The organism is Haloarchaeobius caseinilyticus (assembly GCF_051207395.1).
Lineage (GTDB): Archaea > Halobacteriota > Halobacteria > Halobacteriales > Natrialbaceae > Haloarchaeobius.
Window position 1 is genome coordinate 464,545 of record NZ_JBPJZC010000003.1, and the last position, 18,658, is coordinate 483,202.

The 18,658-nt window shown below is 65.2% G+C and carries 20 protein-coding genes; 12 read left to right on the forward strand and 8 right to left on the reverse strand.

Annotated features, from left to right (window positions below; genetic code table 11):
- The first annotated feature begins 45 nt into the window (after positions 1-45).
- A complete protein-coding gene (locus ACSC1P_RS14910) occupies positions 46-2,616 on the forward strand; it encodes a heavy metal translocating P-type ATPase (protein ID WP_435360987.1) in 2,571 nt (856 codons plus the stop codon).
- A gap of 138 nt (positions 2,617-2,754) precedes the next feature.
- On the opposite strand, the gene ACSC1P_RS14915 is transcribed toward ACSC1P_RS14910, so the two are convergent.
- A complete protein-coding gene (locus tag ACSC1P_RS14915; RefSeq protein WP_435360988.1) occupies positions 2,755-3,999 on the reverse strand; it encodes a M48 family metallopeptidase in 1,245 nt (414 codons plus the stop codon).
- A gap of 136 nt (positions 4,000-4,135) precedes the next feature.
- On the opposite strand from ACSC1P_RS14915, the gene ACSC1P_RS14920 reads away from it, so the two are divergent.
- The 3 genes from ACSC1P_RS14920 to ACSC1P_RS14930 all read left to right on the forward strand — a co-directional run bounded on the left by ACSC1P_RS14920 (position 4,136) and on the right by ACSC1P_RS14930 (position 5,563).
- Positions 4,136-4,327, forward strand: a complete 192-nt coding sequence (locus ACSC1P_RS14920; RefSeq protein WP_435360989.1) for a hypothetical protein — start codon at positions 4,136-4,138, stop codon at positions 4,325-4,327.
- A 47-nt stretch (positions 4,328-4,374) separates the two neighbouring features.
- Positions 4,375-4,884, forward strand: a complete 510-nt coding sequence (locus ACSC1P_RS14925) for a DUF8173 domain-containing protein (protein WP_435360990.1) — start codon at positions 4,375-4,377, stop codon at positions 4,882-4,884.
- 103 nt (positions 4,885-4,987) lie between these two features.
- Positions 4,988-5,563 (forward strand): DUF302 domain-containing protein, encoded by a 576-nt coding sequence (locus ACSC1P_RS14930; RefSeq protein WP_435360991.1) that lies wholly within the window; start codon positions 4,988-4,990, stop codon positions 5,561-5,563.
- On the opposite strand, the gene ACSC1P_RS14935 is transcribed toward ACSC1P_RS14930, so the two are convergent.
- Together ACSC1P_RS14935 and ACSC1P_RS14940 are read right to left on the reverse strand one after the other, a co-directional pair.
- Positions 5,555-7,405, reverse strand: a complete 1,851-nt coding sequence (locus ACSC1P_RS14935) for an ABC transporter ATP-binding protein (RefSeq protein ID WP_435361513.1) — start codon at positions 7,403-7,405, stop codon at positions 5,555-5,557. The genes ACSC1P_RS14930 and ACSC1P_RS14935 overlap by 9 nt on opposite strands.
- Before the next feature lie 217 nt (positions 7,406-7,622).
- On the reverse strand, positions 7,623-8,276 hold the full coding sequence (locus ACSC1P_RS14940; RefSeq protein ID WP_435360992.1) for a lactate utilization protein: 654 nt from the start codon (positions 8,274-8,276) through the stop codon (positions 7,623-7,625).
- 279 nt (positions 8,277-8,555) lie between these two features.
- On the opposite strand from ACSC1P_RS14940, the gene ACSC1P_RS14945 reads away from it, so the two are divergent.
- Entirely contained in the window at positions 8,556-9,017 is a 462-nt protein-coding gene (locus tag ACSC1P_RS14945) for a cupin domain-containing protein (protein WP_435360993.1), read from the forward strand.
- A 72-nt stretch (positions 9,018-9,089) separates the two neighbouring features.
- Positions 9,090-10,568 carry an AMP phosphorylase gene (locus ACSC1P_RS14950; RefSeq protein ID WP_435360994.1) on the forward strand — a complete coding sequence of 493 codons (1,479 nt, stop codon included), beginning with the start codon at positions 9,090-9,092 and terminating at the stop codon, positions 10,566-10,568.
- A gap of 145 nt (positions 10,569-10,713) precedes the next feature.
- Here ACSC1P_RS14950 and ACSC1P_RS14955 read toward each other — a convergent pair whose 3' ends face one another.
- The 3 genes from ACSC1P_RS14955 to ACSC1P_RS14965 all read right to left on the reverse strand — a co-directional run bounded on the left by ACSC1P_RS14955 (position 10,714) and on the right by ACSC1P_RS14965 (position 13,104).
- Positions 10,714-11,049 carry a thioredoxin family protein gene (locus ACSC1P_RS14955; protein WP_435360995.1) on the reverse strand — a complete coding sequence of 112 codons (336 nt, stop codon included), beginning with the start codon at positions 11,047-11,049 and terminating at the stop codon, positions 10,714-10,716.
- Positions 11,050-11,155: 106 nt separating this feature from the next.
- Positions 11,156-12,130 carry a calcium/sodium antiporter gene (locus ACSC1P_RS14960; RefSeq protein WP_435360996.1) on the reverse strand — a complete coding sequence of 325 codons (975 nt, stop codon included), beginning with the start codon at positions 12,128-12,130 and terminating at the stop codon, positions 11,156-11,158.
- Positions 12,131-12,156: 26 nt separating this feature from the next.
- A complete protein-coding gene (locus tag ACSC1P_RS14965; RefSeq protein ID WP_435360997.1) occupies positions 12,157-13,104 on the reverse strand; it encodes an alpha/beta hydrolase in 948 nt (315 codons plus the stop codon).
- Between the two features lie 452 nt (positions 13,105-13,556).
- Between ACSC1P_RS14965 and kynU the strand changes: the two genes are divergently transcribed.
- Positions 13,557-14,849: a kynureninase gene (gene kynU, locus ACSC1P_RS14970; protein ID WP_435360998.1), complete on the forward strand. Its 1,293-nt coding sequence runs from the start codon at positions 13,557-13,559 to the stop codon at positions 14,847-14,849.
- A gap of 33 nt (positions 14,850-14,882) precedes the next feature.
- Here the strand turns inward: kynU and ACSC1P_RS14975 are convergent, their stop codons facing one another.
- Both ACSC1P_RS14975 and ACSC1P_RS14980 read right to left on the reverse strand, forming a co-directional pair.
- A complete protein-coding gene (locus tag ACSC1P_RS14975; protein WP_435360999.1) occupies positions 14,883-15,278 on the reverse strand; it encodes a DUF6199 family natural product biosynthesis protein in 396 nt (131 codons plus the stop codon).
- Between the two features lie 95 nt (positions 15,279-15,373).
- Positions 15,374-15,814 carry a PaaI family thioesterase gene (locus ACSC1P_RS14980; protein WP_435361000.1) on the reverse strand — a complete coding sequence of 147 codons (441 nt, stop codon included), beginning with the start codon at positions 15,812-15,814 and terminating at the stop codon, positions 15,374-15,376.
- A gap of 175 nt (positions 15,815-15,989) precedes the next feature.
- On the opposite strand from ACSC1P_RS14980, the gene ACSC1P_RS14985 reads away from it, so the two are divergent.
- From ACSC1P_RS14985 to gnd, 5 genes are all read left to right on the forward strand, one after another.
- Positions 15,990-16,346, forward strand: coding sequence for a hypothetical protein (locus tag ACSC1P_RS14985; RefSeq protein ID WP_435361001.1), 357 nt, complete (start codon positions 15,990-15,992; stop codon positions 16,344-16,346).
- 9 nt (positions 16,347-16,355) lie between these two features.
- Positions 16,356-16,739 (forward strand): hypothetical protein, encoded by a 384-nt coding sequence (locus ACSC1P_RS14990; RefSeq protein WP_435361002.1) that lies wholly within the window; start codon positions 16,356-16,358, stop codon positions 16,737-16,739.
- 176 nt (positions 16,740-16,915) lie between these two features.
- Positions 16,916-17,176, forward strand: a complete 261-nt coding sequence (locus ACSC1P_RS14995; RefSeq protein WP_435361003.1) for a hypothetical protein — start codon at positions 16,916-16,918, stop codon at positions 17,174-17,176.
- A 125-nt stretch (positions 17,177-17,301) separates the two neighbouring features.
- On the forward strand, positions 17,302-17,691 hold the full coding sequence (locus tag ACSC1P_RS15000) for a DUF2127 domain-containing protein (protein WP_435361004.1): 390 nt from the start codon (positions 17,302-17,304) through the stop codon (positions 17,689-17,691).
- 64 nt (positions 17,692-17,755) lie between these two features.
- Positions 17,756-18,658 carry a phosphogluconate dehydrogenase (NAD(+)-dependent, decarboxylating) gene (gene gnd / locus ACSC1P_RS15005; protein ID WP_435361005.1) on the forward strand — a complete coding sequence of 301 codons (903 nt, stop codon included), beginning with the start codon at positions 17,756-17,758 and terminating at the stop codon, positions 18,656-18,658.

The following is an 18,658-nucleotide window of genomic DNA, read 5'->3' on the forward strand; positions in this document are numbered from 1 at the left end:
TGAAGCACAACCCGGTTGAACGAGTACCCCATAGGTACAGATAAGATGCCAGAACGCACCGTCACCTTCGACGTCGGGGGGATGTCCTGTGCCAACTGTGCGGGCACGATACAGGACGCCCTCCGGTCGCTCGATGGGGTCACCGACGCGAACGCGAACTACGCGACCGACGAGGCAACGGTCACCTACGATTCTGCTCAGACCTCACTCGCGGCCGTCTTCGACGCCATCGAAGACGCGGGGTACGACCCCGTCTCGCAATCACGCACCGTCGGGATCACCGACATGTCCTGCGCGAACTGCGCCGACAGCGTCGCCGAGGCGCTGGAGCGTCTACCCGGCGTCGTCCGCGCGGACGTGAACTTCGCCACCGACGAGGCCACCGTCGAGTACCTTCCGGGAGAGGTCTCCCGCGACGACATCGACGCGGCCATCGAAGACGCTGGCTACACGCCGGTCCACGAGGAGGAGGGCGAAGACGAAGACGACGCCAGAGAGACCGCCCGCCAGGACGAGATTCGCAAACAAAAGCGCCTGACTCTCATCGGCGCAGCCTTCGCCACGCCGCTGTTGCTCATGCTACTGGAGCACTTCTTCGCGCCCGGCCTCCTGCCCGAGACGGTTCCGGGCACCGAACTCCGTCTCGGCTGGGTCGCCTTCGCGCTGGCGACGCCGGTCCAGTACCTGCTCGGCAAGCCGTTCTACGTCAACTCGTACACGTCGCTCGTGAAGAACCGCAGGGCGAACATGGACGTACTCATCGCGCTCGGGTCGTCGACGGCGTACGTCTACAGCCTCGCCGTCCTCGTCTTCGGCGTCGAAGGCGCGGGGCTGTACTTCGACACGGCCGCGCTCATCCTCGTGTTCATCACGCTCGGGAACTACCTCGAAGCCCGCTCGAAAGGGCAGGCCAGCGCGGCCCTGCGCTCGCTGCTGGAGATGGAGGCCGACACCGCGACGCTCGTCGACGAGGACGGAAACGAGCGAGAGGTCCCGCTCGACGAAGTTGAAGTCGGCGACCGCATGAAGGTCCGCCCAGGCGAGAAGATTCCGACCGACGGGGTAGTGAGAGAGGGCGAGTCCGCCGTCGACGAGTCGATGGTCACCGGCGAGTCCGTCCCGGTGTCGAAAGAACCCGGTGACGAAGTCGTCGGCTCGACCATCAACGAGAACGGCGTGCTGGTCGTGGAAGCGACGAAAGTCGGCGAGGACACCGCCATCCAGCAAATCGTCCAGACGGTCAAGGAGGCCCAGTCCCGCCAGCCCGAGATTCAGCGTCTCGCCGACCGCATCTCGGCGTACTTCGTCCCCGCGGTCATCCTGAACGCGCTGTTCTGGGGCACTGTGTGGTACTTCGCGCCCGAGGCACTGGCCGGCTTCGTCGACTCGCTCCCGCTGTGGGGCGTCATCCTGGGCGGCCCGGCCAGCATCGGCGCACAGGAGTTCGCCATCGTCGTGTTCGCCTCGGCGGTGCTCATCGCCTGTCCGTGCGCCCTCGGTCTGGCCACGCCCGCGGCCACGATGGTCGGGACGACCATCGGCGCACAGAACGGCGTGCTGTTCAAAGGCGGCGACGTGCTGGAGCGCGTCAAGGACGTCGACACGGTCGTCTTCGACAAGACGGGCACGCTCACCACGGGTGAGATGCGCCTGACCGACGTGGTCGTCGTCGACGAGAAGCGGGCAGACGGCGCCGGTGCGACCGAAGCAGCGCCCGAAACCGTGGACGAGGCGTTCGTCCTGCGCATGGCCGCCTCCGCCGAGCGCAACAGCGAGCACCCGCTCGCGCAGGCCATCGTCGAAGGGGCCGAAGAGCGCGATATCGCCCTCGCCGACGCCGAGGAGTTCGAGAACGTCCCCGGACAGGGTATCGTCGCCACGGTCGACGGCCGTGAGGTCCGGGTCGGCAACCGGAAACTGCTCGAAGACGCCGGTATCGACCCCGAGCCAGCCAGCGACGCGATGGACAGGCTCGAATCCGACGGGAAGACGGCGATGTTGGTTGCAGTAGACGAACGCGTCGTCGGCGTCGTCGCCGACGCTGACACCGTGAAAGAGTCCTCGAAGGAGGCCGTCACGGCCCTGCGCGACCGCGGCGTCTCAGTCCACATGATCACCGGCGACAACGAGCGCACGGCCCGCGCCGTCGCCGAACAGGTCGGTATCGACCCCGAGAACGTCCGGGCGAGCGTCCTGCCCGACGACAAGGCCGCCGCAGTCGAGGACATCGAATCGGATGGGACGAAGGCGATGATGGTCGGCGACGGCGTGAACGACGCGCCCGCACTCGCCACCGCCTACGTCGGCACGGCCATCGGCTCCGGGACCGACGTGGCCATCGAAGCCGCCGACGTGACCCTGATGCGCGACGACCCGCGGGACGTGGTGAAGGCTATCCGGGTCTCCGAGGGGACGCTCTCGAAAATCAAGCAGAACCTGTTCTGGGCGCTCGGCTACAACACCGCGATGATTCCGCTGGCGTCACTCGGGTTGTTGCAACCGGCCCTCGCAGCAGGAGCGATGGCCCTCTCGTCGGTGTCCGTGCTCGCGAACAGTCTGCTGTTCCGGCGGTACAAACCGGACCACGACTATCGGGTACTCGGGTTCCTGCGCTGAGAGCGGGCGGTCGCAGATCCCTTTTTCGACACCTGAGGAACAGCAGTCGCTCGTCGAGTGTGACGCCCGTAGAATGCTTCACTGTGAGCCGTTGTGACCAGAACGACTTAAAGAACGGTCGGTTCTCGCCGCATTTCCTCACGCCGACTCCATCTCGTCAGCCAACCGCTGCAACCGCGCCACCCGCGCCCTCGTCGGTGGATGCGTCCGAAACGGCCAGTCGTGGCCAGCGGGACCGGTCGGCGGCACCACGTCGAGGACCGCGAAGGCGTCCGTCGCCCGGCGAACGTCCTGCGTGGGAACGCTGTGCCTGTCGTCCAGTCGGACCAGCGCGCTCGCCAGCGACGACGGCGAGCCGGTGAGTTCCGCCGCGCCAGCGTCGGCGGCCCACTCGCGGCCTTGCGAGAGCACCGCGACGCCGAACTGTCCGATGCGGTAGATAATCGTTCGGGGCACGATGAAGAACAGGTCTGTGAAGTCGGCGCTATCCGATTCGAACAGTTCTTCGGCGTAGACGATGGGTGCGAGCGCGGCAGCCATTACCCGACTGTCGCCGTTCGCGAGGTGGCTGACCTCGTGGGCGAGAACGGCTTCGAGTTCGTCGTCGGGGAGCACGTCGAGCAAGCCCTGCGAGACGACGAGCAGTGCATCGGGGCCGGAGCCGATGGTGAACGCCTCGGGTCGCTGGCGTGGTGTGACCTGCACCGTCGGTGCTGGCACGTTCGCCTGTCGAGCGAGTCTGCCGATCGTGCCATCGAGGTTCGGGTCGACCTCGTCGGCGGGAACCGCGTCCGAGATGGTCCGCTTTTGCAGCGACCGTATCGTTCCCTTGACGCCGCGGACGAAGAATCGGATGCCGAGCAGGAAGCCGAGGGCGAGCAGACCGACGACTAACTGCGGGGTGGTGAAGAGACTGGTGAGGACCAGTTCGACGGCGACGATGGACTCGACGACCAGTTCGTACAGACTCCCGAGGAAGCAGAACAGGACACCCACCCGCTTCCAGACGGGCGGTGCCTCGTACTCGGGATTCGCGAAGTCGTAGACATCGTCGGCGTAGCCACCGAAGGCGTCGGGGTCGTACTCTGGATTGCGGCTACGGCCGAGTCCATCTTTCAGGTATCGGAGAGTCCACCAGAAGAGTGCAAGTGAGCCGACGGCGAAGAGGACCGACGACCAGTCCGGCAGTGGGAGGGCGGCCGAGAGTCGGGGAATCGACATCGCGGCGTCGACAGCGTGGATCGCGATCCACGCGACGACGCCCGACAGTATCGCCGTGATGACGACGCCCGTGAACACGGCGTAGACGACCGAAAACACGCCGAGTGTGACCACGGCGACGGCCATGCGCACCACCAGCGACAGCCGCAGCTTCCGGTCCATGCAAACGCCTCAGCAGACTATCGTTTCAAGATTCCGGCTCTGGCGGGCTGTCACGACTCGTCAGCGTCCTGTGTGCGAGTCGAGGAGGCCGGGGGTGGGACCAATCTTTATCAGCGTGCTGTCTCAACGTTCGGACATGAACCGCGCTGGTGTCTTCGCCCTCGGGTGTCTCGGGTTCGCGGCCGTTTCGCATCTGGTCGCCGTCACGACCGAGTCACAGGTTGCTGCCCAGACGACGTGGCTGCTCGTCAGCGGGGCAGTCGGTGCTGCAGTCGTCGCACTCGTCGAGTACGGAAACGGACTGGAAGACGCTGCAGAACCTCGGTGAGATGGACTGAGACGAGCCGTTTTCTCCACAGAGGACCAGTAGTACTCATGTACAGTTACGACCTCACCCGGTTGTTCCTCCAGACGGATGGACCGAACGTCTCTGTCAACCTCGACCCGACCTTCGGGTTGCTCGGCGGTGCCGTCGGTGCCTTCCTGACCACGCTGCTCGTCGGTGCGATACTGGTCGCACTGGCACCCGAGTTCACGGAGAAGATGATGGGCCGCGTCGCCGGTGAACCAATCGGCTCGTTCATCTACGGTATCGTGTTGCTCCTCGGACTCTTCGTCGTGACGATACTGCTCGTCATCACGATTATCGGCGTCTTCCTCGCGATTCCGCTGCTGCTCGTGGCGGCACTCGTCTGGGCCATCGGGGCGGCAATCGCCTTCCTCGCCATCGCGGAGCGACTGGTCGGGCGTGACGACGGCTGGTTGAAACCGTTGCTCGTCGCGGCCGTCATCAATGGCGGCCTCGCGCTCACCGGCATCGGTGGTATCGTCTCCTTCGGCGTCGGGGCAGCCGGGTTCGGCGCTGTGCTGCGCGGTTGGCTGTGAGCGGTCCGACGCGACTGCGACGGCGCGGCTTTGGCGACGACCGATATCATTCGAAACCGTGAATTTAAGTTGATTGATACAATTGGCGGCCGAAGACGCGTACATGGCAGACGACCAGACCGACCGGCGACAGTTCATGAAAGTTGCGAGTCTCGTGGCGGGCCTCGGTGCGACCAGCGGCGTCGCGGCCGCCGGTCGGGTTGGCTCTGGTTCCGGCGACGACGAACCACTCGACGACCGAGCAGCCGAACTCGACACGCTCGCAGAGAGTGGCCTGGTCACCGTCGAGAGTGACGATAGTTTCGAGGCCACCGTCGACGCCATCGAGAACCGCATCGACCAGAGTCCACTGACGCTCATGACGACGGTCGACCACGCCGCCAACGCCGAGTCCGTCGACGAGGACCTGCCGCCGACGACGTTGTTCATCTTCGGCAATCCCGCCATCGGCACGCAACTGATGCAGGAGTCCCGAAGCGTCGCCATCGACCTCCCGCAGAAGCTGGTCGTCTGGTGTGCCGACGGCGCTGTCAACGTGACGTACAACGACCCGACGTATCTCGCCGAGCGCCACGGTATCGAGGGGATGGAACAGGTTCTTTCGAAAATCAGCAACGCCCTGCAGATGCTCGCAACCGGCGGGGGCGACGGAAGCGACGAGAACGACGATTCAGCGTAGCGATTCGTCGCCGTCGCCGTCCGACAACAACTGCCTCGCTTCTTCCGACACTGCGCCGTCGAAGTCGCCCGCCTGCACGCCCCAGAGTGTCGCGTACAGTCCTCCCTCTGCGACCAGTTCGTCGTGGTCACCGCGTTCGACCACGCGACCGCCGTCGACGACCAGAATCAGGTCGGCGTGGCGCACCGTCGAGAGTCGGTGGGCGATGACGAAGGTGGTCCGGTCCTCGGTGAGTCGGTCCAGTGCGCGCTGAATCGCGAGTTCGGTCTCGGTGTCGACCGCGGAGGTGGCCTCGTCGAGAACCAGAATCGCAGGGTCCTGCAACATCGCCCTCGCAAGCGAGACGCGCTGGCGCTGCCCGCCAGACAACTTCACACCGCGCTCCCCGATTCTGGTGTCGTAGCCGTCTGGGAGACTCTCGATGAACTCGTGTGCTTCGGCGGCGGTCGCGGCCGCGACGATTTCCTCGTCGGTGGCGTCGAAACTCCCGTATGCGACGTTCTCCTTGACGGTTCCGTCGAACAGGAACACGTCCTGACTCACGTAGCCGACCGACTCGCGCAGGCTGTCGAGCGAGAGGTCACGCACGTCGTGACCGTCGACGCGAACCTCGCCGGAGTCCACGTCGTACAACCGGAGCAAGAGCTTCGCGGCGGTCGATTTGCCTGCACCGGTCGGGCCGACGAAGGCGACCGTCTCGCCCGGTTCCGCGGTGAAGGTCACGTCGTGGAGGACCTGTTCACCGGTGTCGTAGGTGAAGTCGACGTGGTCGTACTCGACGCGGCCACGGACAGATTCCGGGTCTACGACGACTGAGTTCTCACGCTCGCCCACCGCGACGGGCAGGTCCTTCAGGCCGAAGATTCGCTCGCCGGAGGCACGGGCGTTCTCGTAGGCGTCGACCAACCGGCCGGTCCCAGCCAGCGGGTCGACGAACCGCTGCGTCATGAACAGGAACGTGATGAACTCCCCGACGAGGAGGTTGGTCTGCCCGGTGACGAGCCAATAGCCGCCGACGGCGAACGTCGCGGCGAAGGAGAGGCCGGCGAGCAGGTCCATCCCGGGCTGATAGAGGTACTCCAGCTTGACGACGGCCCACGTCCGGTCGTAGATGTCCCGCGAGGCGTCCGTGACGCGGCCGTCCTCGTAGTCGGCGGTGTTGGCCGTCTTGATGACCTCCATTCCGCTCAGGTTGTTCTCCAGTCGCGTGTTCAGGTCGCCGATGCTCGAACGGAGTGCGCGGTACAGCGGTCGAATCGTCCGCATAAACCAGACGGTGAACCCGGCCAGCAGTGGCACGCCGACGAGCGTGACCAGCGCGAGTTGCCAGTTGAGGTAGAGCAGCATCGCGGCGATACCGACCACGCTGGCGACGAGTTGCAACGCGCTCGACACCGTCCCGTTCAGGAACTGCTTCAGGTTCCGCACGTCGTTGTTCAGCACAGAGAGGACCTGTCCCGTCTGTTTGTCGTCGAAGAAGGCCATGTCGAGGCCCTGCATCGCCCGGTACGTGTCGGTCCGAACGCGGTGCTGGACGCGGTTCGAGAACAGCGAGAGACTGACACCCTGTGTCCAACCGAAGACGACGTTCAGGACGAACGCACTCACGATGAGTCCGAGCGAGAGCCACAACTGCGCGACGGTGTCGGTCGGTATCCACGCCTGCGGGACGAGCGGCAGTCGATACGGAACGTCCGCGTTCAGGTCGAACACCGCGTCGATGGCCACACCGAGCACCAGCGGTGGGACGAGCCCGACGAACCGGGCGATGACGCTCGTGACGACGCCGAGGACGAACAGCCAGCCGTCCTCGCGCCCGTACTCGGTGAACAGTCGGACCATCGGGTCGCGGGCGTCGTCTGCAGGCTCGAACTGAATCGCGTCGTCGGTACGCGACGGGCCGTGTCTCATCGACCACCCAGACGAGAAGGCGGTTGCTGGACGATAGGTTTCACTAACTTGAAGATAGGGTGCCAGACGAGATAGCTGGCGCGGTGGGGTAACCGAGCCCGCTGCGGCGACCGGGACGAGTTTCTATCCGGTCGTTGTTACCTTCGACTCAGTAGCCCAGGTCGTCCTTCACGAGGACGAGCGTCGTTCGGCCTTCTTCGGTCTCGTGGCGGTAGATGAGTTGTTTGGCGACGACGGACCCCACGCCGTAGGCTTCCTGCGCACGGGCGTCTTCGAGCGGGAGGACGAACTCCTCGACGCGGGCCATCGCGGCCGAGAGGTCTTCGGCAATCTTGTTGACGCCGGAGACCAGCACGAGGTTGCCGGCGGCGAATGGATACGCGCCGATGCGACTCCCGGACGCGTCGGCGGCGACGAGTTCGCCCGACTTCGCGATGGCGTTGACACTCCCGAGGAAGTAGTCCGCGGTCTGGGCCGTCCGGCGGAAGGCGTCTCGCTCCGCGTCGTCGTCGATGTTCCAGACCTGTCCTGCGAGGTTCTCCCAGTCGTGGTCACCCTCGTTCAGGTAGTCGACGAAGCCGATCTCTTCGAGCGTCGTGGAGTGTCCGTTCATGACCGACGCGTCGGCGGGAATCTGGGCTGTCACGGTTTCGAGCGCCTCGTCGGCGCTGTCGACGACGACCACGTCGAAGCCGCGCGCTTCGAGGTTTTCAACCGTCTCGTCAATGGTCTCGTCGTCGGGGAGTTCGTCGTACGATTCGTCGGCGTCGACTTCGGTGAGGTAGGTCGATTTCTCTGACATGGATGTCTCTCGGGGGTGTAGCGAGTTCGGCGGAATCGGTGTTCCGCCGCGTCGTTCGATGCGAGGAACGGGAGGGCAATAAGCGCTCGCGGACGCCGACAGTACCAGGTGACATCGCTGTCAGGTGCAGACATCGACGTTCCTTCACGGTCGTACAGTCTGGCTTGCTGCGCCGTGTCTGGGCCTGTCGCCGCTGGGTCGTTCGCCGTGTCCTTACGCGCGTCGTCCGCGGCAGCAACGACCAGAACGCTTTCGCCGCCGCGGGCGAACCTCTGAGGGATGAACAAAACTGCACTCGACGAACTGGTCGGCGAGTCGACCGACCCGCGCGTCTTCCACGGTCTCTCCGACGCCCTCGGGACGACCAACCTCGCGCTCAACTATCACGAACGCGCTCCCGGTGAGAGCATCGGCTACTGCTACCACCGCCATCACGAGCAAGAGGAGGTGTTCTACGTCCTGACGGGGACGGCGACGTTCGACACCGAAGACGGCGAGGTGTCGGTCGAGACCGGCGAACTGATTCGGTTCGCCCCGGGCGAGTGGCAGCGCGGCTGGAACCGTGGCGACGACCGACTCGGCGTGCTCGCCCTCGGCGCACCACGCGAGCAGGGGCCGACTGACCTCCGACGCGAGTGCCCCGCATGTGGGGAGCGTACACCGGCCATCGCCGAGCAGACGGTTGGCGGTGTCGTGTTCTCCTGTGACAACTGCGGCGCGGAGACCGGCCGGTACGACTGACGAATCTGCGGGGCCAACGGGCGCAGCCCGCCGACCCGGAACGCCTTGGTCACCCGCCACCTCCCTTCAGCTATGCGACTGACTGCCACGCCAGTGGACATCGGGACGCGCCACCCCACCGTCCTACTCAACGTCACGGACGCCGAGGAACTCGGCGTCAATCCGCTCGACCGCGTCCAGATACGGGCCGAGGACCGAACTGCCACCGGCATCGTCGAGGTGACCGACGAACTGGTCTCGTGTGGCTGTGTCGGGGTCACCGAACGACTCCGTCACGTCACCGGCGACGTGGAAGTCGACGCTGCGCCGAAGCCAGACTCCGTGGCGTACATCCACAAGAAACTGGACGACGTAGAGCTCGACGCGTCCGAAATCGCCAGCATCGTGCAGGATATCGACGCGGACCGATTGAGCGACGTGGAGTTGGGTGCGTACGTCTCGGCAGTGTACGCGAACGGTCTGTCGCTCGCGGAGACGACGCACCTGACCGAGTCCATGACCGAGGCGGGCAAAGTCGTCGAGTGGGACGACCCCATCGTCGCGGACAAGCACTCCATCGGCGGCGTCGCGGGCAACCGCGTGACACCCATCGTCGTTGCCATCGTCGCCGCCTCGGGCGTGAAGATTCCGAAGACGTCCTCACGGGCGGTGACCTCCCCCGCCGGGACCGCCGACACGATGGCCGTGTTCTGCGACGTGGCGTTCTCGATGGACGAAGTACGAGAAATCGTCGAGGAGACGAACGGCTGTTTCGTCTGGGGCGGGAGCGTCAACCTCTCGCCCGTCGACGACAAGATTATTCGCGCCGAGACGCCGTTGTCGCTCGACCCACACGGGCAACTCATCGCCTCCGTCCTCTCGAAGAAGAAGAGCGCCGGCTCGACGAACGTGGTAATCGACCTGCCCTACGGCGAGGGCGCGAAAGTGCAGAGTCTCGTCGAGGCGCGCGAACTCGCCGACGACTTTCGGCGCGTCGGTGAACACATCGGCCTGACCATCGAGTGTACCATCACGACCGGGGAACAACCCATCGGCCGGGGTATCGGCCCAATCCTCGAAGCCCGCGACGTGTTGCGTGTCTTGGACGGAGACGGCCCCGACGAGTTACGCCTCAAGTCGGTCCGCCTCGCGGACATCCTGCTGGAGTGCTGTGACCTGCCGGCGAACGCGGCGGAAGTCCTCGACTCCGGTCGCGCGCTGGCGAAGTTCCGTGAAATCGTCGCCGCCCAGAACGGAGTTCCGGACGTGTCGCCCGCCGACCTCAAACCCGGGGGCGAGACGGCGGTCGTCACCGCCGACAGGCAGGGCGTCGTCACGCACGTGAACAACAGACTCGTGAGCGACATCGCCCGTCGGGCCGGGGCACCGCGGGATACGGGTGCCGGGCTGTACCTCCACCGCCGGGTGGACGACGAGGTGACGCCCGACGACCCCCTGTTCACGATCTACGCCGAACAGGCGGCGAAGTTGACCGATGCGGTGACACTGGCGGAGCGTGTCGAAGCAGTCCGGGTTCGCCCGCGCGAGGACGCGCTGGTCGAGCGACGGTGAACGTTCTCGAATAGGGACAAGTCGGCCACCAAGGCTTTATGCGTCCAGTCGCTCCGTTTTCTTGTTCGATTCCGTTGCAGGGGTGCCCGGAATCGGATGGGCTCTCTCATTTCGTTTTCCGTCGACTCGTCGCCGCTCGATGGACTCAGCTGTCGCTGTTACGCTCGACGAACGCGACGACTTCGTCGGTCGGAACGAACCCGTCGGCGAGCGTCGCCACCGGCTCACCGTCTCGGAAGAGGACGAGCGTCGGGACGCTTCGCACGTCGAATCGGTCCAGCAGTGTCAGGTCGTCACCAGGATTGACGAGTGCGACGGTAGCGTCGGTGACGCGTGCGACGTTTCCGAGTACCGGTTCCATCGACTGGCACTTGCCACAGCCCTTCGTGTACAGTTCGACGAGGACGAGCGGTTCCGACGCGACGAGTCGGTCGAGTTCGTCACCGCCCGTGAGAGAGACTGGCCGCTGTGACTGATTCATACAGAGAGCAGGGTCGCCAGCGGTTTATCGGCACGGAAAGCGGCTAGCGACAGCCAACGACGGCCAGTGGCCGCGACGGCGACAGCCAGTGGCCGCGACAGTGACACTACAGGGCGATTCCCACAGCCCAGTTCGTCAGGCCGACGAGAACGAGCAGTGCGCCCTCCCAGCGGGCCAGTTCCTCCTCCGACCCGAGCAACACCACGACGACCACACAGAGCGCGAGCAGTGCCAGACTGCTCGGGAGCGCCGAGGGGTCGACCGGGAGTGGTCGGAGCGTGCCAGCCAGTCCCAGCACGCCCAGCAGGTTGAACACGGAACTGCCGATGAGGTTCCCTGCCGAGATGCCAGCGTTCCCCCGCCGCGCCGCCACCAGCGACGTGGCGAGTTCCGGTGCCGAGGTCCCGGCGGCGACCACGGTCGCACCGATGACCCAGGCGGAGATGCCCGCGGCACTGGCGATGCCGGTCGCGCCCTCGACGAGGAGGTGCCCGCCCGCGACGACCACGGCGAGGCTCCCGACGAGTTTCGGCGGGTCGAGTAGGTCGAACTCGCTCGTCGCTTCGAGCGCCTCGTCTGGTTCGGGGGCACCCGGCATCGTCCCCGGCACCGGTTCGTCGGTCGAGGACGCGAAGAGCAGCGAGAGGTAGGCGAACAGACCGAGGAACAGTATCGAACCCTCGACTCGGTCGAGCAGTCCGTCGGCGAGGAACGCCGTGGTCGCGACGGTCGCAACGAGCAACACTGCGCCGTCGCGCTGGACGAGGTCGTACGACACCGGCAGTGCCCTGATGAGTGCGACGCCACCGAGGACGAACCCGAGGTTGAACACGTTCGAGCCGACGACGTTGGCGACCGAGACGGTCGTCTCTCCCGACAGTGCGGCGTTGACGGTCACGACGAACTCCGGCGCAGAAGTCCCGAACGCGACCACGGTCAGACCGACGACGAGGGGCGGGATACCGAGTCGCCAGGAGAGGCGAACTGCCGATTCGACGAGGACGACCGCGCCGACCCAGAGACAGGCTGCGCCGATGCCGACGAACAAGAGGTCGACGAGTGGCTGCCCGAGTGTCGTCATCGTGTCACCCCTCGGCTGTGTTCGGGTTACTCGTTTCGGTACGCACAGTAGGCTGCCGACAGGTCCTCCCAGGCGTCGGCTGCCAGCGTCACCTCGTCGGCAAGTGAGAGGAAACCGTGACACGCGCCGGGGTAGTGCAGGTCGGCGACGGGGACGCCCGCCTCGTCGAGGTGGTCCGCATACGCTCGCCCCTCGTCACGGAGCGGGTCGTTCCCAGCCGTGACGACGACGGCCGGCGGGAGTTCGGTGAAGTCGTCGGCTGCGAGTGGGGCAATCAGTGGGTCGGTGACGGTCTCCAGATTCGGCGACTGGTCGTCGTCCAGATACAGGTCCCAGAACCACGCGAGGTCGTCGCGCGTGAGCAGCGGACCAGTCGCCTGCTCGCGGTGCGATGCCCGGTCGAGACCGGGGTCGAGCATCGGGTAGAAGAGCACCTGACAGGTCAGCGATGTGGGCCGGTCTCGGAAGCGACGCGCGACCCCGGCGGCGAGGTTCGCTCCCGCGCTGGAGCCAGCGACACCGAGTCGGTCCGGGTCGATACCGAGATCGGCCGCCTCCGCCAGCAGCCACGCCGCGACCGTCGTCACGTCGTTCAGTCCAGCAGGATACGGGTGTTCCGGCGCGAGACGGTAGTCGACCGAGACGACCACGTGGTCGGTCGCCGTGGCGAGTCTGCGCGCGAGGTCGTCCGCGGAGTCGAGCGTCCCGAGGACGAAGCCACCGCCGTGGGCGAACAGAAGGACGGGTGCGGGCGTGTCGAGCGACGACGGGCGATAGAGCCGCACCCAGATGTCGTGGCCGGCGGCGGGAATCGTCCGGCATTCGGTCGTCAGCTCGTCGTCGTCTGGAACTGCAGCACCACCGAACGTCTCGTCTTCGAGTGTTCGAGCGTCCTCGACGGTGCAGTCGGACCACGCCGGGAGGTCGCGGAGTGGCTCGATGGCAGCAGCGAGTTCCGGGTCGAGTTCGGACACTGTTACTCGTCGTTTCGGTGGCTGGCACTTGAGTCGATGTGGTCTGCTGTGGGTTCGAGTGGGAACGGATGGCTGCTGTGTGTTCCTGTCGTCGTCATTGATGGAAGAATCGAGTCACAATTCACTAGCGCCGACGGAACATGACCGCACCGTCACCCCCCACGTCACCCTCCGTCCACGACCTCCCCATCCGATTCGCCGCTCGCCTCCGGCGAGCCGGCTCATCCCTCGTGAGAGCACGCTCTCACTTGCAGTCGTTCGCACGCTCACGACGACCCCGCGCGGCTACACCTCGCGACCTTCGCTGTCGCTCAGGCACGCTCGCCAGCGTGCGCCAGACCGGCTGTGAAGCCGTCGTCGCCACCGAGTATTCCTCTCGACATCCACTTCCCACACCGAATCGCCCCGCAGACGACCGAAAACGGTTCGTTGCGGCCCCCGAACGCGGGAGTATGAGCGGACCACTCGACGACCTGCCGACGGACCGCGAGGGTGCACGGGACCTCGATGCAGCAGACCCGCTGTCGGAACTACGCGAACGGTTCTACGTCCCCGACGGCGAGCGCTACATGGACGGAAACTCACTCGGACTCGCCTCGACAGACGCCGAGGCGGCGCTGGACCGTGCGGTAGCGCAGTGGAAAGAGCAGGCGATTCGCGGGTGGACCGACGCCGAGCCAGACTGGTTCCACTACGGTGAGCGACTGGGCGACCGACTCGCACCGCTGGTCGGCGCGAAGGAGTCGGAAGTCGTCGTCGGCAACTCCACGACGGTGAACATCCACACGCTAATCGGGTCGATGCTGGACGCCTGTGACGGCGAGACCGTGTTGGTCAACGACCTCGACTTCCCGACGGACCACTACGCCATCGCGGCCCAGTTGCGCCAGCGCGGACTGGACCCCGACGAGCACCTCGTCGCAGTCGAGAGCGGTGACGGGCGAACCGTCACGACCGACGAAGTCGCGGCCGCCCTCGAATCACACGACGTGGACATCGTGTTCATGCCGACTGTCCTCTACCGGTCCGGACAGTTGCTCGACGTGGAAGGCATCGCCGAACTGGCGCACGACCACGGCGCGTTGGCCGGCTTCGACGCGGCGCACTCCGTCGGCGTCGTCCCGCACGAGTTCGACGAGAACGAGGTCGACTTCGCGGTCTGGTGTTCGTACAAGTACCTGAACGCTGGACCGGGCGCAGTCGCGGGACTGTACGTGAACGAGCGACACTTCGACGCCGACCCGGCACTCGCTGGCTGGTGGGGCCACGACAAGGCGACCCAGTTCGAGATGGCCCACGAGTTCACGCCCGCCGAAGACGCGGGTCGCTGGCAAATCGGGACGATTCCGGTGCTGTCGGCCGCGCCGCTGGACGGCGCACTCGACGTGACCCACGACGCGGGTATCGAGGCCTTGCGCGAGAAGTCACTCGCGCTGACCGACTACCTCATCCATCTCGCGGACGAGCGACTGACCGACTGTGGCTACGAGGTCGGCACACCACGCGACCCCGACCGCCGCGGCGGCCACGTCGCCATCGAACATCCGGAAGCCTACCGCATCAGTCAGGTGCTCAAAGACCGCGGCGTCGTCGTCGACTACCGGCCACCGAACGTGGTTCGGGTCGCGCCGTCGCCGTACTACGTCGGCTTCGAGACGGTCTGGACGGTCGTCGAGGACTTGCGCGACATCGCAGAAAACGAAGTGTTCGAGCGGTACGAACGCGAGAGCGGCGGCGTGACGTAACTTCGGTCACTGACCGCCGCGGGTAGTCACCGATTAGACGACATCCACGTCGACGCTGTCGTCGTCTGCGTCGTCCTCGAAGTCGGCGGCGTCGTCGAGGTCGACCTCGACCGGTTCGATTTCGTCGTCGTCCGCTTCGTCGAAGTCGCCTTCTTCAGCCTCTTTCGCGGCAGCAGCGGCCGCTTTGTCCTCGGCACGGTCGGCGAGGATGAAACCGAACAGGCCACCGACGAGCATCCCGAGTCCGGAGGCACGCGTCGACTCGACGTACCAGTCCTTCGGTTCGAGTTCTTTCACGTTCTCGTAGCTACGGCCGAGTACGAGCCGCTGCGTCAGTTTCGTCGTCTGACGCGGGAGCACGAGACTGACCAGACCGTACGCGGCAGTCGCTCCGGCGACCAACTTCCGAATCTTTGGGGAACCGAGCATGGCTGTCGCTTCGTCGTCCACCGGGAAAAACCCCGCCCAATCCGGCCGTCCGTACCGGGTGTCGGGAGAACTGAAAGTACGCGTCTACGGGCTGCTCACTCCTCGGTCGGAAACGACTCCTGGTTGCCCATCCAGGCCGACCCGTCGTCGCCGCCAGAGGTCTTGTACACGCCGCGGGCCGTCGCGACCTGTCGTCCTGACTCCGTCTCGACCGTCGCGTCGACCGTCGCGACGCTGTTGCCGTTTCTGACGACTTCGGCTTCGCCGACGAGGTCCTCCGTGGCTGGCGAGAGGTGGTCGATGCGGATGTCGATGGTCGGCGTCGGGCGATGCGCGAGAGAGATGACGGCGGCCCCAGCGAGGTGGTCCGCGAACGAGTGGACCACGCCGCCGTGGGCGACGACCGTTCCGGGAACCGACGAGTGGTGGGATTCGAGTTCGAGCGACCCCGCAGCGTAGCCGTCTGCAGCCTCAGAGATCTCGATGCCGAGGTGTTCGGCGTACGGCATCGCGTCGAAGATAGCCTCGATGCTCATGGGTGGCGTTCGACAGCCGGCGTGAAACCGCTTTGCCAACGGGAAAGAACTCGTGACGCGTGGGAGGCGATGCTGTCGGCGCGGGTGCGCCAGTCGCGACGCCGCAGCCGTCGTGCACTGCTCTTCCCGAGCGGCGTGCAGAAAATTTTTACAAGTAGGGTATCGAATGCTGGATGTGTCAAATACCCGTACCCCGCCACTCGGTATCGCGATTATCTGCATCGTCTGGGGGCTTCTCGCCGTAGCCGGTATTTTCGGGGCCTGGCGAGTCGGTGGCCCAGACTCGCTGTTAGGCGCCTTCTGGCTGGTGGTCCACGTCGCTAGCGTCCCGGTCATCTGGGGACTCTGGCGCATCGTCCCCGTCGCCTGGTCTATCACGGTGGCGTACTTCTGTCTCGTCCTCGCCAGACACCTCGTTCGGGTCTTTACTGGTGACCCACTCGGCGGCATACTCAGCATTTTGATAAATGGGCTCATCCTCCAGTACGTGTACAGCTATCGTGACCTGTACAGGGCCAACTCGTCGACGTAGCGAGCCACTATGTCAGACGCTCCGTCTCCCCCTGTCGGTATCGTGGTCCTCTGCGGTGTGGTAGTCCTCGGTGCCGTCGCCGTGCTGCTCGAAGCACTGTTTCAAGTCGGCGACGGAGGACTGGCGACGCTCAACAGCGTGTTCCTGTACGGGTACGCCGTGTTCGCGGTCCTCGTCGCTCGGGGACTCTACACACTTCGGACGTGGGCGTGGTGGACGGTAACTGTGGTCGGCACCATCGCGCTATTGGTCTCACTATTCACGATGATTCGGAGACCGGCCGAGGCGGCTGGTTCGATGGTCTTCGCGGGGGTCGCTCTCGCGTACATGCACAGCGTTCGCGACCGCTTCGAACAGTCTGGCGAGGCTGGCGCGACCAGAAAATCAGGGTAATGTTCATCTCACTCAGCAGTCTGTGATTCGACATGTATCGGTATCGTCGTCGTTCGGCCCCCACGGGCATCCAACTGCTGTGCTTCGTCCGAGGTCTCCTCGACACGTTCCTCGTTTTCGTCGCGATAATTCTGCTCATTGCGGGTGGGGTGGGTGGTGCAGGGCCCGCGGCTGGTATGTTTCTGCTCGTCTTCACTGTCGCCGACTTCGTCGTCCTCTGGGGACTGTGGACGATGAAGCGGTGGGCGTGGTCGGTCGCCATGTTCCTCTTCGCCCTCGGAGTCGGGGCCAGTATCGTCTCGTTGTTCGCGGGGAATCCAGTCGGTGGCCTAGTTGGACTCATCACCGGTGTCCCCGTCACGGTGTACCTCTACAGCGTCCGCCGCGAGTATCAGGGGCCACTCTCAGTCCCAGCGACCCCGATAAGTAGGTACTGAACCGAAAACAGGACTGAGTTGCAACTCGTGTGACAGCAGACTGGAGCACTTCCACGGCGACGTATTGTGTCGATTGTGAAACAGTAGGCTCCAGCATTATTACTGAAAGTCAACAACTTCTACCTATGGCCACGAACCGGTCAGCACCACCAGGCATCAAAGCACTGTGTGTCATCAAAGTCTTGCTCAACTTGCTCTTTTTACTCGCAATAGTCACGACACTGGGGGTTGGTCCGATCGGGATAATCGCGATTATGTTCGTCGGTACGTTCGTCTTCATCGATTTCGCCATCGTCTGGGGACTCTGGACGGTCAAGTCGTGGGCCTGGACTGGCGCGATGGTACTCTACACCCTCGGACTGCTCACCAGCCTCCTCCAACTCGCCGTCGGAGACCTCGTCAGTGGTGGTTTCGGCCTGTTCGTCGGACTACTAATCGTCGGCTACGTCTACAGCGTCCGTGACGTGTACAAGGGACAGTCTGCGTCGGCGCAGGGCACGACAGCAGGCTACTGAGTTCCAGCAACGAACGTCGCCACTAATCACAACCCCTACGGTGCCTGCCCGAACACCCTGAGCCATGCAACTGGGCGTCATCGGACTCGGCCGAATGGGCCGTATCGTAGTAGACAGAGTGCTCGACGCGGGCCACGACGTGGTCGCGTTCGACCTCGACGAGGAGGCAGTCGCCGCCGCTGCCGAAGCGGGCGCGACCCCCGCCGACTCCGTGCGCGGACTGGCGAACGAACTCGGCGACGACAAGCGCATCTGGCTGATGGTTCCGGCCGGCGAACCGGTCGACGCCGCGCTGGACGACCTCGAACCGCTGCTCGACGAGGACGATGTGGTGGTCGACGGCGGCAACTCGCACTTCGAGGACTCGGTGCGCCGGGCCGACTCGACCGACGCGGCGTACCTCGACTGTGGTACCTCCGGTGGTCCGGCCGGTGCCGAACTCGGCTTTTCGCTGATGGTAGGCGGCCCGCAGTGGGCCTACGACGAACTGGTGCCCGTCTTCGACGCAGTGGCGACTGGCCCCGCCGGCCACGACCGTATGGGTCCCGCCGGCTCCGGTCACTACGTGAAGATGGTCCACAACGGCGTCGAGTACGTGCTAATGCAGGCCTACGGCGAAGGCTTCGAACTGCTGGCGAACGGTCGCTACGACCTCGACCTCGAAGCCGTCTCTCGCACGTGGAACAACGGCGCAGTCATCCGGTCGTGGCTGCTCGAACTCTGTGAAGAAGCGTTCCGCGAGGAGGGCAACGACCTCGGCGACGTGGCAGACCACGTTTCGGGCGGGTCGACCGGCACGTGGACCGTGCAGGAAGCACTGGAGCAGGAAGTGCCGGTCCCCCTCATCTACCAGTCGCTCTCCGAGCGCTTCGGCTCTCGTGCGCCCGCGTCCGGCCGGTTCTCGCGTCGACTGGCGAACCGACTTCGCTACGGGTTCGGTCGCCACGAGGTCGCACGCGAGGAGTAG

Excerpts from the sequence above, each read along its gene's own strand:
- ACSC1P_RS14910 (WP_435360987.1), top strand. The coding sequence starts at position 46 with ATGCCAGAACGCACCGTCACCTTCGACGTCGGGGGGATGTCCTGTGCC.
- ACSC1P_RS14915 (WP_435360988.1), bottom strand. The coding sequence starts at position 3,999 with ATGGACCGGAAGCTGCGGCTGTCGCTGGTGGTGCGCATGGCCGTCGCC.
- ACSC1P_RS14920 (WP_435360989.1), top strand. The coding sequence starts at position 4,136 with ATGAACCGCGCTGGTGTCTTCGCCCTCGGGTGTCTCGGGTTCGCGGCC.
- ACSC1P_RS14925 (WP_435360990.1), top strand. The coding sequence starts at position 4,375 with ATGTACAGTTACGACCTCACCCGGTTGTTCCTCCAGACGGATGGACCG.
- ACSC1P_RS14930 (WP_435360991.1), top strand. The coding sequence starts at position 4,988 with ATGGCAGACGACCAGACCGACCGGCGACAGTTCATGAAAGTTGCGAGT.
- ACSC1P_RS14935 (WP_435361513.1), bottom strand. The coding sequence starts at position 7,405 with ATGGTCCGACTGTTCACCGAGTACGGGCGCGAGGACGGCTGGCTGTTC.
- ACSC1P_RS14940 (WP_435360992.1), bottom strand. The coding sequence starts at position 8,276 with ATGTCAGAGAAATCGACCTACCTCACCGAAGTCGACGCCGACGAATCG.
- ACSC1P_RS14945 (WP_435360993.1), top strand. The coding sequence starts at position 8,556 with ATGAACAAAACTGCACTCGACGAACTGGTCGGCGAGTCGACCGACCCG.
- ACSC1P_RS14950 (WP_435360994.1), top strand. The coding sequence starts at position 9,090 with ATGCGACTGACTGCCACGCCAGTGGACATCGGGACGCGCCACCCCACC.
- ACSC1P_RS14955 (WP_435360995.1), bottom strand. The coding sequence starts at position 11,049 with ATGAATCAGTCACAGCGGCCAGTCTCTCTCACGGGCGGTGACGAACTC.
- ACSC1P_RS14960 (WP_435360996.1), bottom strand. The coding sequence starts at position 12,130 with ATGACGACACTCGGGCAGCCACTCGTCGACCTCTTGTTCGTCGGCATC.
- kynU (WP_435360998.1), top strand. The coding sequence starts at position 13,557 with ATGAGCGGACCACTCGACGACCTGCCGACGGACCGCGAGGGTGCACGG.
- ACSC1P_RS14975 (WP_435360999.1), bottom strand. The coding sequence starts at position 15,278 with ATGCTCGGTTCCCCAAAGATTCGGAAGTTGGTCGCCGGAGCGACTGCC.
- ACSC1P_RS14980 (WP_435361000.1), bottom strand. The coding sequence starts at position 15,814 with ATGAGCATCGAGGCTATCTTCGACGCGATGCCGTACGCCGAACACCTC.
- ACSC1P_RS14990 (WP_435361002.1), top strand. The coding sequence starts at position 16,356 with ATGTCAGACGCTCCGTCTCCCCCTGTCGGTATCGTGGTCCTCTGCGGT.
- ACSC1P_RS14995 (WP_435361003.1), top strand. The coding sequence starts at position 16,916 with ATGTTTCTGCTCGTCTTCACTGTCGCCGACTTCGTCGTCCTCTGGGGA.
- ACSC1P_RS15000 (WP_435361004.1), top strand. The coding sequence starts at position 17,302 with ATGGCCACGAACCGGTCAGCACCACCAGGCATCAAAGCACTGTGTGTC.
- gnd (WP_435361005.1), top strand. The coding sequence starts at position 17,756 with ATGCAACTGGGCGTCATCGGACTCGGCCGAATGGGCCGTATCGTAGTA.